This window comes from Pseudanabaena sp. SR411 (assembly GCF_002251945.1).
Lineage (GTDB): Bacteria > Cyanobacteriota > Cyanobacteriia > Pseudanabaenales > Pseudanabaenaceae > Pseudanabaena.
Window position 1 is genome coordinate 93,020 of record NZ_NDHW01000084.1, and the last position, 14,258, is coordinate 107,277.

The 14,258-nt window shown below is 41.6% G+C and carries 5 protein-coding genes; all 5 read left to right on the top strand.

Features of this window, described 5'->3' with window-relative positions; translation table 11 throughout:
- Nucleotides 1-151: 151 nt before the first annotated feature.
- The 5 genes from B9G53_RS08145 (at nt 152) to B9G53_RS08165 (ending at nt 14,095) form a co-directional block, all read left to right on the top strand.
- Nucleotides 152-6,421, top strand: coding sequence for an AAA family ATPase (locus tag B9G53_RS08145; protein WP_141211736.1), 6,270 nt, complete (start codon nt 152-154; stop codon nt 6,419-6,421).
- Nucleotides 6,422-6,504: 83 nt separating this feature from the next.
- On the top strand, nt 6,505-9,057 hold the full coding sequence (locus B9G53_RS27970) for a sensor histidine kinase (RefSeq protein ID WP_094531023.1): 2,553 nt from the start codon (nt 6,505-6,507) through the stop codon (nt 9,055-9,057).
- On the top strand, nt 9,054-9,545 hold the full coding sequence (locus tag B9G53_RS08155) for a response regulator (protein ID WP_094531024.1): 492 nt from the start codon (nt 9,054-9,056) through the stop codon (nt 9,543-9,545). Before B9G53_RS27970 ends, B9G53_RS08155 begins: the two co-directional genes overlap by 4 nt.
- Before the next feature lie 239 nt (nt 9,546-9,784).
- Nucleotides 9,785-11,191, top strand: coding sequence for a trypsin-like peptidase domain-containing protein (locus tag B9G53_RS08160; protein ID WP_254923590.1), 1,407 nt, complete (start codon nt 9,785-9,787; stop codon nt 11,189-11,191).
- A gap of 234 nt (nt 11,192-11,425) precedes the next feature.
- The gene (locus tag B9G53_RS08165) at nt 11,426-14,095 is read left to right on the top strand and encodes a DUF3536 domain-containing protein (protein WP_094531026.1); all 2,670 of its coding nucleotides are present in this window, start codon (nt 11,426-11,428) and stop codon (nt 14,093-14,095) included.
- The last annotated feature ends 163 nt before the right edge of the window (nt 14,096-14,258 follow it).

Sequence of the window (14,258 nt, forward strand, 5' to 3'; positions counted from 1 at the left end):
AAGGTTTTACTTGGATGCAGTTGATTTAAAAAATATCTTGTAATCTACAGCCATAAGTCATACAATTTCTTTTTTAAAGGTATTATAAGAAATCTATAGGAGTAAGGAATTTACAGGAGTTTTGAAAATCTATAATCAACATGGCTAAACTATGCTGGTAAATATACCTAAATATCAAGTTATTGAAAAGATTTACGAGAGTTCCAATTCTCAAGTTTATCGTGGCATCCGCCAACAGGATAACTTACCAGTAATCTTAAAAGTCTTAAATACAGAATTTCCTACATCCCAAGTCATTGGTAGATACAAATTAGAATACGAAATCACTAGAAGGCTAGCTTCTAATTTAGTAATTCATGCCCATGATTTACAACGATATCAAAATGGCTGGGCGATCGTATTAGAAGACTTTGGAGGCAAGTCTTTAGCAGCCCTATTAGCTCAAAAGAAGTTGAGTCTAGTTGAATTTTTGAATTTGGCAATTCAGATCTGTGAAGGTGTCAGTGAAGTCCATGCTGCAAATATCATTCACAAGGATCTCAACCCGTCTAATATTGTCATTAATCTCGAAACGCAGCAATTAAAAATAATTGATTTTGGGATTGCATCAGATTTAACAAAAGAGACATTAATCCTTAATCATAATCAAGTAATAGAGGGAACCTTAGACTATATTTCACCTGAACAGACAGGGAGAATGAACCGATCGCTGGATTATCGGACAGATATATATGCGATGGGTGCGACTTTTTACCAAATGCTAACCGAGCGCTTACCATTTGAGTCTAACGATCCTTTGGAATTGATGCATTACCATTTAGCTCTAGAACCGATCGCCCCATACTTAATTAATCCTCAAATCCCATTAGCATTGTCACAAATTATCCTCAAACTACTAGCGAAAACTGCTGAGGAAAGATATCAAAGTGCATGGGGGGTAAAAACAGATCTGGAGGAATGTCTGGATCAGTTACAGTCAAAGGGAGCCATAGAGCTATTCACATTAGCAGAACAAGATATCGCTGATCATTTTTTGATTTCTGAAAAGATGTATGGGCGATCACATGAAGTAGACAGTCTATTGGCAGCCTTTGCGAGGATATCTAGTACTGAGGCGACTAACTCTCAAGGTGATCGCGTAGAAATGATTTTGGTGTCGGGGTATTCGGGGATTGGTAAATCTACTCTAGTACAGGAAATCCACAAACCGATTGCGAAAAGCCGTGGCTATTTCATATCGGGCAAGTTTGAGCAATACCAGCGTAATATTCCTTATTTGGCGATTGTTCAAGCTTTTCAAGGGTTAATCAAACAATTACTCACTGAAAGCGTAGAGAGCGTAGAGCAATGGCGATCGCAAATTAGTGTGGCCTTGGGAGCTAATAGCCAGATGATCACCCAAGTGATTCCATCGTTAGAGATGATTATTGGTAAACAAACTGATAAATCGCTATCCTCAAATACATACACAAATATCTCAGCTAGTGAAGTCCAAAATCGATTTAATCGTGTTTTTCAAAAATTGATTTGTGTGTTTGCTCAACTAGAACATCCTCTAGTGATGTTTTTAGATGATCTCCAATGGGCTGATCACGCTTCTCTAAGGTTACTAGAGATATTAGCAACCACCAACGAAGCTCAGTCGTTACTTTTGATTGGTGCATACCGAGATAATGAAGTTAATTCAACGCATCCAGTCATGCAGATGATTGAGAAAATCCAGCAGGAAGATGGAGCAGTTAATCAACTTTATTTAACAGCTTTAAATCTTACGGATATCAATCAGCTTATTGCGGATACTTTGCATTGTTCAATAACGGATTCCCTACCACTGGCAGAGCTTGTGCAGCAAAAGACAGGTGGCAATCCCTTCTTTATGAATGAATTTCTGAAGTCTTTGCATAGTGAGAATTTATTAAAATTTGACTATCAATCGCGGCAATGGCAATGGTTGATCGAGCAGATTCAAGAACAAGGGATTACGGATAATATCGTGAGTCTGATGGCGGGGAAGATCCAAAAGTTGAGCGATCGCACCCAGCAATTGTTGCAAATTGCCGCTTGTATCGGCAATCAGTTTGACCTTGACACATTAGTGCTTGCCTCAGAGCGATCGCCTATGGAGACAATCCAAGCCCTTAGAGAGTCGATCTCTGAAGGATTAATCCGACCCCTTAATTCTGCTCACCAATCAATTCATTATGGGATCGAGTTAACCAACGAGCATCCTGCGATCGCCTATCGATTCGTCCATGATCGGATTCAACAAGCTGCTCATTCACTAATTTCTGAAGTAAATCAAGCGGTAATTCATCAAAGAATTGGTCAGCAGTTGCTAAGGAATACCTCTAGCGAGGAACTAGAATCTAAGGTTTTTGACATCGTTGATCAACTGAATCTGAGCTTAGGACTTATTTCCAGTCAAAGAGATCGCGATCAATTGGCTCAACTCAACCTGCTCGCCGCACAAAAAGCTAAAGCGGCAACTGCCTATAGTAACGCCTTGAACTATGTCAAAACTGGTGTGGAATTGCTAGCGATCGCCAGTTGGCAAAATCAATATGAGCTATCCCTCGACCTCTACCAGCTAGCAGTTGAGGTCGCATTCTTAAACGGTGATTTTGAGCAGATGCAAGATTGGGCGAATATTATTACTAGTCATGGCAAAACTATATTAGACAAGATCAAAGTTTATGAGATTCAAATTCAAGCTTTAGTTGCCCAAAATCATCGACTAGAAGCGATCGCTATGGGAATAGACACATTAAGTCTATTAGAGATAGCTCTGCCTAAACAACCTTCCCAAGCAGATTTAAGAATAGCTCTGCAAGATTTTCAAGAATTCCTTACGCTACATCCTGTGGAATCTCTATTAGAACGACCATTAATGACCGATCCAATCGCGATCGCTTCAGTAAATATTCTTTTGAGTATTGCAGCGGCAGCCTATGGTGCTGCACCAGAATTATATATTCTTATTGTTTTACAACTAGTGAGACTATCCATCACTAAAGGAAATGCGATCGGTTCCGCTTACGGATATTCTGCTTGCGGACTAATTCTTTGTGGACTGATGAACCAAATGGGACTAGGATATCAGTTTGGTCAATTAGCTCTGCAATTACTAGATCGATTTGAATCACAAGAGTTAACAGCAAAGACTTTAGTAATCGTGAACGTATTTATCACTCATTGGAAATATCATCTCCAAGAAACTCTCCAACCTCTGCTAAATGCCTACATTATTGGTATAGAAACAGGGGATTTTGAATTTGGGGCTTACGGATTATGTTTACATAGTCAATATCTCTACTTCATGGGTCGAGAGTTAAATAGTCTAGTACAGGAAATATCAGGATATGAAACTCTCATCAGTCAACTAAAACAACAAACAACTCTCAATTGGTTATATATCTATCACCAAAATATTTTAAATCTTCTTGGGAGAGTCGCAGATCCTTGTCATTTAGTTGGAGAAGTCTACAACATCGATATGATGCTGCCAATACATATAGAGAAAGGCGATCGCATTGCTATCCATATGTTGTATTTTCATCAGTTAGTACTTTGCTATCTATTTGAGAACTATCACCTAGCCATTGATCATGCTGCTCAAGTCAAACTCTATGAGGATGCAGCCATTGGTGTAAGATCTTACTCAGGCTTATATTTTTATGAATCCCTTGCGAATTTAGCAGTTTATGCCAATCTGGCGATCGCTGACCAAGACAAGACTATGGCTAAGATAGAGGCAAATCTTCAAAGGATTCAGTTTTGGGCAGACCATGCGCCCATGAATTATCGACATCAACAGCATTTAATCGAAGCAGAACGATATCGAGTCTTAGGACAAGTACTCACAGCAATGGATTTCTATGACCTTGCGATCGCTGAGGCTAGTGAAAATGGCTATATCCAAGATCAAGCATTAGCGAATGAACTAGCTGCTAAGTTCTATTTAGATCAAAACCGTCTAACAATTGCTAAAGCCTACATGCGAGAAGCGAGGTATCACTATTTACAATGGGGAGCATTAGCAAAAGTACAGCATTTAGAAAATCGTTATCCGATCCTCTTGGAGAACCGTCTAGCTGATAAGAGTCCAAGGAAAAGCTTACAAAAAAGCTCGATCTCTACACAATCATCTTCAAATAGTCTACACACCATTGATCTAGAATCTGTAATCAAATCTTCCCAAGCGATCGCTAGCGAAATTAAGCTTGATCGACTTCTCTCCACATTGATGTGTATTTTGATCGAGAATGCAGGAGCGCAAACTGGTTATTTACTATTATCTCAGAATTTATCCAATTCCTTAAATAGTAGTGATCCTGCTTTAATGATGGGCGGAGCTTCGCCATCCTTAAAGCAAGAGCAATGGCTGATTGAAGCAGTTAAGACGATTAACCATGATCAAGTAGTGGTAATGCAGTCAATTCCCATAGATACAGTTTCCATCGATGGAAACTTTTATGTGCCAATCTCTTTAGTGCATTATGTTGCGCGTACCCAAGAGAGTGTCGTACTGCATAATGCATGCCAATCTGGAGATTTTCAACATGATCCTTGGATTGTGCAGTACCAGTCAAAATCATTGTTATGTATGCCCCTTATAAATCAAGGTCGCCTAACCGCAATTGTACTTTTAGAAAATAGTCTTGTCACCGATGCATTTACGCCAGATCGCATCGAAATCCTCAATTTACTCTCCGCACAAGCCGCCATTTCCATTGTTAAAGCGCGACTTCTCCAGCAGCAAGAAGAACTCAATCAATCTTTGCAAGTAGAAATTTCTGAGCGCCAGTTAGCCGAAGAAGAACGCGATCGCCTAATTGCGATCATCCAAGCCTCAACGGATATTATTGGGATGTCGTTACCACAGGGGAAAGTAATATGGAATAACATTCAGGCGAATAAAGTCCAAGGACTACCACCCGAAGCCGATATATCTCAATTAACGATTCCCAATTATCACCCGCAATGGGCGCTAGAAATCATTCAAAATCAAGGTATTCCCACCGCAGTTCAACAGGGAACATGGGTAGGAGAGACAGCTTTATTAACCCATGAAGGGCTTGAAATTCCAGTTTCTCAAATGATTATCGCCCACAAATCTGCTCAAGGTGATTTGGAATATATCTCCACGATTATGCGGGATATCAGTGAAGCAAAAGAAAGGGAAGCGGCGCTTAAGCGATCGGAAAAAACATTACAAAATCTAGTCGCAGGGACAGCAGCGGTCACAGGCAAAGACTTTTTCCCGGCACTAGTTAGACATATTGCTGAAGCCTTGCATGTTAAATATGCACTAGTTACGGAGCTAATCGGTGAAGAACTCCATTCCTTAGCATTTTGGTCTGATGGAGCTATGCAACCAAAGGTTAGTTATTTGCCTGCGCGAACTCCCTGCGAACTAGCCTTAGAGCATGGAGAATTTGTCTGTCATAGTTTGGTACAACAATTATTTCCTGAAGATTTAGCCTTAGGAGTGATGCAAGCTAATAGTTATATGGGAATTGCACTCAAAGATGATGCTGGAAGTTCTATTGGCAATCTTTGCATTCTTGATGTACAACCGTTGCAAGAAATGGAACGAGCCAGAAATATCCTACAAGTATTTGCGGCTAGAGCTTCGGCTGAGTTACAGCGCAAAGCTGCTAATGAGGCTTTGTATCAACTTAATCAGTCTCTTGAATCGAGAGTAAATCAGCGCACTGCTCAACTAGAAGCAGCTAATAAAGAATTAGAATCTTTCTCCTATTCAGTTTCCCATGATCTTCGCGCACCGTTAAGGGCGATCGATGGGTTTTCGAGGATTTTGCAGGAGGACTACCGCGATCGCTTAGATGGCGAAGGTAACCGCTATCTCAAAATTGTCCGTGACAATGCCAAACGCATGGGCGAATTGATCGATGATCTGTTAAACCTATCTCGCTGGAATCGTAAGGAACTGTCACGGCGATCAATTCTTGTAAATAATCTAATTCAGCAAATAGTAGGTGACTTTCAACCAGAAATACAAGAGCGTCAAATTGAGTTGGTTATTGCAAATTTACCTAACTGTGAATCTGACAACTCTTTGCTAACTCAAGTTTGGATTAATTTAATATCAAATGCGATTAAATATACGGGTAAAACCGAGAATGCACGCATTGAAATTGGTTGTCAAATCATTGATGAGCAAACCGTATATTTCATTCGTGATAATGGCGCTGGATTTGATATGCAATATGCTGACAAATTATTTGGTGTATTTCAGCGAATGCATCTGGAAAAAGATTTTGAAGGTACTGGCATTGGACTAGCGATCGCCCAAAGGATTATTCAAAGACATGGTGGCAAAATTTGGGCTGAAGCAAAAGTGAATCAAGGTGCAACTTTTTATTTCACAATACCCGATCAGTCATCAAATCCTTTGTAAAATCTATTGTGTATGAGCGGCAAAGCCGCCCATACACAATGGTTCTTTATGAATGTAGAACCCTTTATCCAATGGCTTAAATAATGGGCTTCACCAAAGTATTGGGGACAAAAGTGCGATCGCTTCGTCAGTTTGTAGGGCTAATCCTGCTACTGCTAATGGGATTTGCTGGCAACTATAGTCGATGGACATTATTTTTTGACATTGACTTTATATTTGGTTCGATCGCAGTTTGGATCGTTGTTTGTTTGTATGGCTTAAGATGGGGAACTTTAGCAGGACTAATTTCTGGACTATGTACCTATGTAATCTGGCGACATCCCTATACCGCGATTAATTTTACCCTCGAAGCCCTATTTGTGGGATGGCTATTTCATCGACAACAAAGTCATCATCAAAAATATCAGCATTCTAACCACCAAAATAATATTGTTTTGCTGGATGCCTTATTTTGGCTAGTGCTAGGAATGCCTCTAGTCTGGTTTTTTTATGCAGTTCTGTTGCGAGTTGATCCGACTCAAGTGCTGATTATTTTGATTAAACAGCCTGTTAATGCCATTTTTAATGCCTTAATTGCGAGCCTATTAATAACACATTTACCGATTTATCGTTGGGTAAAACGTCCTCCCGCTCTCAGCAGCCTTTCATTGGCTCAGACGATATTTAATCTGCTTTTTGCTTTTGTGGCAGTTCCGACCCTGATTTTGATTGTCCTTGCTAGTCGTCAGGCTGTTGATGATATTAAAAATACCGTAAGTTTAGATTTAAATGATGCTTCTCGTTATCTCACTGTGGAAGTACGCGGTTGGTACGATCGCCGCCTTGCCGCCGTTAGCCAACTTGCCGAGCTTGCCAAGGTCAGTGATTTTCAGAGTGCCTCATTTCAGCAAAGTGTTAAATTTGTTAGCCAAACTTTTCCTGATTTCCGCCATATTCATGTTTTAGATAGTAGTGGCGAAACCATTTTGGATTTGCAAAATGAGGCGATCGAAGCTGAACTTAGTTTTAGTCAAGCGTCTTATTTTCAAAAATTACAGCGATCGCCACAACCATTTCTTTCGTCCGTAATGACTGATCATGAGTTATTTTCGTCGCTCGCGTTATTGGGAATTCCGATCATGCGAGATGGCAAGCTGATCGGGGCGATTTTTAGCGAAATCAATTTAAAAGTGATTACTCAACTTCTAAAGCTAAATGTTGGCAAAGAAGCACTAGACATCTCGATCATCGATCAACACAAAACGATCGCTGCTAGTACTAATCCCCAATTAATTGGCACTCAAAACTTTGATTGGCGTGAAAATGGCAACGTCAAAGAGTTAAGTCGCCAAGCTTATCACTGGTTACCGACTACTGGCAGTCGGCTCGTGATGGTGCAATGGCAAAACTCGCTCTTTGTCAAAGAGGTGATGATTCGCGATGATATTCCATGGACATTGATCATTCAAATTGCCGCAAAACCCCATGCGCGCCAGATTGAAGAAGTTCATACCAAAAATATGGCTTTGTTGCTACTCATATCTGGGTCAGGGCTTATTTTTGCAACATTAGTCAGTCGTCAGGTCGTTAAACCCTTGCTCCAGTTAGCTGAAGTTACGACTAACTTACCCGACAAATTGCTAGAACGCGAACCCATCTCATGGATGCATAGCCATATTACGGAGTTATCATTATTAGTTCGCAACTTTCGGATGATGGCTATGAGTTTGCAGCTAAAGTTTAGTGAAATCCGTCAAGCCAATGAGTTCTTAGAAGATCGGGTGCTAGAACGTACCAAAGCACTCCAACAAACCAATGTGGAACTAGAAATAGAGATTCAAGAAAGACATCAGGTTGAACAAGATCGCGATCGCCTGATCGAAAACTTGCAAATATCAGAAGCACAGGTACGTCAACTCAATGCCGAGTTAGAAGAGCGTGTCATCCAACGTACTAATCAACTAGAAATGGCAAATAAGGAATTAGAAGCTTTCTCCTATTCTGTTTCCCATGACTTACGCACCCCACTAAGGGCGATCGATGGTTTTTCGAGAATGTTGCAAGAGGATTATGGTCAGACTTTTGATCGTGAAGCACATCGTTATCTCAAGGTTGTGCGCGATAACGCCCAGCGTATGGGAATCCTAATTGATGACCTCCTGAATCTTGCACGTCTCAATCGCAAAGAAATAGCCAAGCAAACTATTTTCCCAAAGGATCTCATTGATAAACTGATTAATGATTTACGTCCTAGTTGGGGCGAGCGGGAGATTGAATTTGCGATCGCGGATTTACCAGAACATCAAGGTGATCTGTCTTTATTTACTCAAGTCTGGATCAATCTCTTGAGCAATGCTATCAAATACACTAGCAAAATCGACCATGCCTACATTGAGATCGGTTCTATGGTCATAAATTCGGAAATAGTGTACTTTATTCGCGATAATGGGGCTGGGTTTGATATGAAATATGCCGATAAATTATTTGGAGTGTTTCATCGAATGCACCTCGACGATGAGTTTGAAGGCACTGGCATCGGGCTAGCGATCGTGCAACGAATCATTCACAGACATGGTGGTCGAATCTGGGCTGAAGCAGCGATTAATCAAGGAGCCACCTTTTATTTCACAATTTCTGATTCATGTACTAATCAATGACAGATCAACCTTCCGAGCAACTTGCTGGACAATCTTCTAATCCACTTTCCGATCAAAGTGTTTTTATCTTGTTAGTTGAAGACAATCCTGCTGATGCAGAATTAGCAATTCGAGCCTTGAGGCGGGGGCGGATTAGCAATCAAATTCAGCTATTAAAAGATGGTGCAGAAGCACTTGATTTTATTTTCTGTCGAGGTGACTATGCTAATCGCAAAATCACCGACTATCCCAAAATGATCTTGCTAGACTTAAAGCTTCCCAAAGTTACTGGACTAGAGGTTTTACAACAACTCAAATCCGATCCACGCACGCAAATGATTCCTGTTGTAGTACTAACTTCTTCAGCCCAAGATAGTGATGTAATTGAAAGCTATAAGCTTGGGGTAAATAGTTATATTGTGAAACCTGTAGATTTTGAGCAATTTAACAAAGCCATTGAACAATTAGGCTTTTACTGGGTTTTAATCAATCGATCGCCTTACTCTTAAAATCGAAAAGTGCCAAAAGTTAAGTAGCATCGCTACTTGCTTTTGGGGCTTACAGCAATTCAAAATCTCTTGGTTTGGGTTTGAGCGCAAAGCGCTGTATATAATGGGAATTGCGGATTCAAGCAACATTTGACAATCAAAATTCTTCTAATAGTAAAATTAAAGAATCAATTTTTTGGTGGCGCAGCAAAGCCTCGCCACTAAAAAACGGGTTAATGATCGCGACTGAGGATAGTTTTGTGAAAAAAGGATTAATTAAATTTTTGGCAACTAGCCTAATACTATGCGGTGGTATCAGCACGATCGCTACTCTTCCTTTGGTCACACCGTCACCTGTACAAGCCCAAGATGAAGATACAAATATTCGTGTCTATAAATTAGCTAGCCCTGCCGTTGTCTCAATTCAGTCACGTAGTGGTAACGGCAGTGGCTCAATTATTGATCCCAAAGGTTTAGTTTTAACTAATGCCCATGTGGTACGTGGTGCAACTACAGTAAATGTAATCCTCAGTGATAAGCGTCAATTTCGTGGGGTGGTCATTGCTAGTAGTCGCAATCCTGATCTTGCCGTGATTAGGTTAGAGGGTGTAACTACCAACCTACCCACAATTCAGATTGCATCTTCCAGTGGCATTCAAGTGGGGCAAAGGGCTTTTGCGATCGGTAATCCCTTTGGGCGGTTTGCGGGAACATTGACGACAGGGATCATTAGTCGCATTGACAGCGATCGCAAATTATTACAAACCGATGCTGCTCTAAATCCCGGAAATTCAGGGGGACCTTTGCTGAATAGCCGTGCCGAACTAGTGGGTGTAAATACGGCGATTTTTACAACTAGTTCTGCCAATAGTGGCATTGGATTGGCGATCGAAGCTGATACGGTTAAGCAATTTATTGCCGCAGTTCGCCAAGGAGCGATCGCCAATAATCCTACACCTGCGATCGCGGCTCCCAATGTGCTTACTCTAGATGGCAATGTAATCTCTGCGTTTTTGACGGCTTCAGACAGAACCTTACCCGATGGCAGCTATTTCAAAGCCTATCAATTTCAAGGTCAAGCAGGACAATCCGTAGTGATTGAGATGCGTGCTAATGCGATCGATCCCTATCTAGTTTTATTTGATGCATCTGGTCGTAAAGTTGCCGAAGATGATGATGGTGGTGGTGGTAAAAATTCGCGTATTGCCGTTACTTTGCCAACTACGGGTAGATATACGCTCTATGCCAACTCCTATGAAGTCGGACAAACAGGATCTTTTACGATCGCAGGTCGATTAACGAATAACTTCACTTCTCAATCCCCAATTGAATCAAGCGATCGGGGGATCATCTTGCAAAAAAATGGAGTTTTAGGAACCCAGAGTCGAGTTTTTGCCAGAGATGGCAGTCGATTTGATGCTTTTAGTTTTAATGGTCGAGCAGGGCAAGTCATCCAAATTGAACTTGTCAGTTCCGATTTTCATCCCTATTTAGTCTTATTTGCGCCCGATAGCAGGGTATTGCAAGAAAATAACGGTTTACCGAGCCGTAAGAATGCATCCATGACCCTCGAATTACCAATTACAGGAACCTATCGCACGATCGTCAATGCTTTTGATCCCACAGGCAAAGGTGCATACAAACTTATCGTCAAAAGAGTTGATTAAGTGAATTAGTGCTGCGGTGCAGCACTAATTTTGGGGTTTAACTTCTAATACCAATTCAAAAAAGTGTGACTACATTTTTTTGGATTGAAAACCAAACCCAGTAAGGTTTTTAAAAACCAAAAATGGCACTGCCATTTTTGGTTTTGGTATAAAACTTTTCTTTAATCCCTTGCGAACCACCAAGAAAATCTGCCAAGATGTAGTAAATGTCGTTTGCTTTAAGGGAAGATTTGCGTGACTGTTGCTGTTTCTGTTTCTTCGCCTAATGTCCAGATTCCGACCGCTTCGGGAATTTATATTACGATTCACGGTCACTTTTATCAGCCTCCGCGTGAAAATCCATACCTGAATGCGATCGAGCGGCAAGAAAGCGCAGCTCCTTTTCATGACTGGAATGCGCGGATTCACCATGAATGTTATCGACCCAATGCCTTTTCACGGATTGAGCGTTATGACGGCAAGATCGTGAAGATTGTCAATAACTATGAGTACATGAGTTTCAACATGGGGCCAACATTGCTCTCATGGATGGAATTTCACGATCGCGATACCTATCAAGCCATTTTAGATGCCGATAAACGCAGTGCCGATCGCCTTAATGGTCATGGTAATGCGATCGCGCAAGTGTATAACCACATCATTATGCCCTTGGCAAATTGGCGCGACAAATTGACGCAGATTCGGTGGGGCAAGGAGGATTTTAAGGCAAGGTTTGGGCGCGAAACTGAAGGGATGTGGCTTGCCGAGACAGCCGTTGACTATGAAACCCTAGAAGCTCTGGTTTTAGAAGGGATCAAGTTTATTATTCTTGCGCCATCACAGGCTCAGCGTTGTCGTCCCATGCCCACAAAAGACAATCCCAATCCTGCATGGGAAGAGGTGGGTGGAGCGCAGATTGATCCCAACCGTCCCTATCGTTGCTATTTACGTCGCCATAATTCCAGTAGCAGTAATGTGTCGGAACTGGGGCAGTTCCATTTACCTGCGGATACAGATGCTTATATCGATGTATTTTTCTATGATGGTCCCATTTCTCGCGATATGGGATTTGGCGATCTTCTAGGAAGTTCTCATAATTTTGCGAAGCGGATCAGTCAAGCAGTGCGCGGGGATCATCGTCCGCATCAGATTGTTTCTGTGGCAACCGATGGTGAAACCTTTGGACATCATAAGCACTTTACGGAAAAAACTCTTTCATATGCCTTTGTCGAAGAGTTTCCCAAACGCGGTTGGAATGTTACTAACTATGCTCATTATTTAAGTCTCTTTCCGCCCCAATGGGAAGCGGAACTAAAGTCCGTAACCGCTTGGAGTTGCGCCCACGGAGTCGATCGCTGGCAAGGCGGTTGCTCCTGTGGCGGTGAAGGCACTAGCTATCAACTACTATGGCGGCGACCCTTAAGGGATAGCCTTAACTGGTTGCGCGATCGCATGGCAACGGTATATGTGGATATTGGGCGCAAATATTTTAATGATCCTTGGGAAGCCCGCGATCGCTATATTGATGTTCTGAAATATTCACTACGTGATGGGCTTGCTGAACATTCACCCGTTTTAGAGAAGTTCTTTGAAGAACAATGCGGCAATAAGGTATCGACATCTGCCCAGAAGATAGACGCTTTGCGACTGTTAGAAATGCAGCGCCATGCCTTACTCATGTTTACTAGCTGTGGTTGGTTCTTTGAAGAATTATCACGGCCTGAAACCGTGCAGATTTTGCGCTATGCCGCTAGAGCGATCGAACTAGCCGCCGATGTTGCAGGAGTTTTACTGGAAGATGAATTTATTCATCGCATGGCAAAAGCCACCAGTAATCTGCCTGAATTTAAAGATGGCGAAGGTGTATTTCGGCATCAAGTGGCGACTAATCGGATTACACTTGCTCAAGTTGCCGCTCAATATGCCCTGAGTTCAACTTTTGGCAATTATGCGCGATCGCAGCAAATTTATTGCTATCAGATCCAACAGCAGGATTATCAACTGCAACGAATTGGCTCCATGTCCTTAGCGATCGGGCAAATTCAACTAGTTTCGGGAATTACTCAAGAATCTGTAAATTATATTTTTGCAGTGCTGCACCTCGGTGGTGATGACTTCCATTGCTGTATCCAACCCTTTACAGGAAGACGCGAATATGAGGAGATCAAGGCAACCTTGTTTAAGGTTCTCAAACAAGCGAATACGGCGGCAGTAATTCTGGCGATGGCTAGTAACTTTAGTGGTGAGCAGTTTAATCTGCATCATCTCTTTGCCGAGGAGCGTCATCGGATTTTGCGGATGCTTGCTGACGAGACCTTAACCAGACTCGATCAACTATATGAGCAAGTTTATCGCGACAACTATGGAATTCTGATCTCCTTCCGTCGAGATGATTTACCAGTACCGCGTGAACTGCAAGTCGCTGCGGATATTGTCTTAAACAATCGTCTCACAGAGGAACTTAAGCGCTTGGAAACAGGTGCATCCCTTCCCAATGTGGGATTAGATGCAGTGGCGATCGAGGCAATCAATCTAGGTTGCAAGTTTACCCATGAAGAAGATGCCAAAATTCTTGAAAATTATATTTTGAGACAAATTCAGCAACTTTCCCAACTTCAAGATATTGATGAAAAGTCACTCTTTAACTATCTCAATCAGATTGAGCAGTCCTTAGTGATTAGTGATCGCCTAAATCTCAAGCTAAATCTCAATCTCTCTCAAGAGGCTTTTCTGGATTATCTATCATCACGGATTGCCCCTAAATGTGTACTTGCGAGACAGATTCTCGATTTGGAATCTGTCCAGAAGCAACCAATTCACATTGAGGTAAATCTTTGTGAAAGCATTTCTAATTTGGAGCTACATCAGTTAATTGATACGGCTAGCAAGTTAGGAATTGCCACTGAAGCTTGGCTTCATGACTAATAACCATTTAAGAATTGTCTAGATCCACCCCAGCCCCCCTTAAAAAAGGGGGAGAATTAAATTCTTCCCCCTTTTTAAGGGGGATTGAGGGGGATCTCTTAGAGCTTTTGACCTCAGAAAGTAATTCTTGAATATGTTCTAAATCATACTTTCTAAACTTTAG

Coding starts and splice junctions, on each gene's coding strand:
- B9G53_RS08145 (WP_141211736.1), top strand. CDS start 152: ATGCTGGTAAATATACCTAAATATCAAGTTATTGAAAAGATTTACGAG.
- B9G53_RS27970 (WP_094531023.1), top strand. CDS start 6,505: ATGGGCTTCACCAAAGTATTGGGGACAAAAGTGCGATCGCTTCGTCAG.
- B9G53_RS08155 (WP_094531024.1), top strand. CDS start 9,054: ATGACAGATCAACCTTCCGAGCAACTTGCTGGACAATCTTCTAATCCA.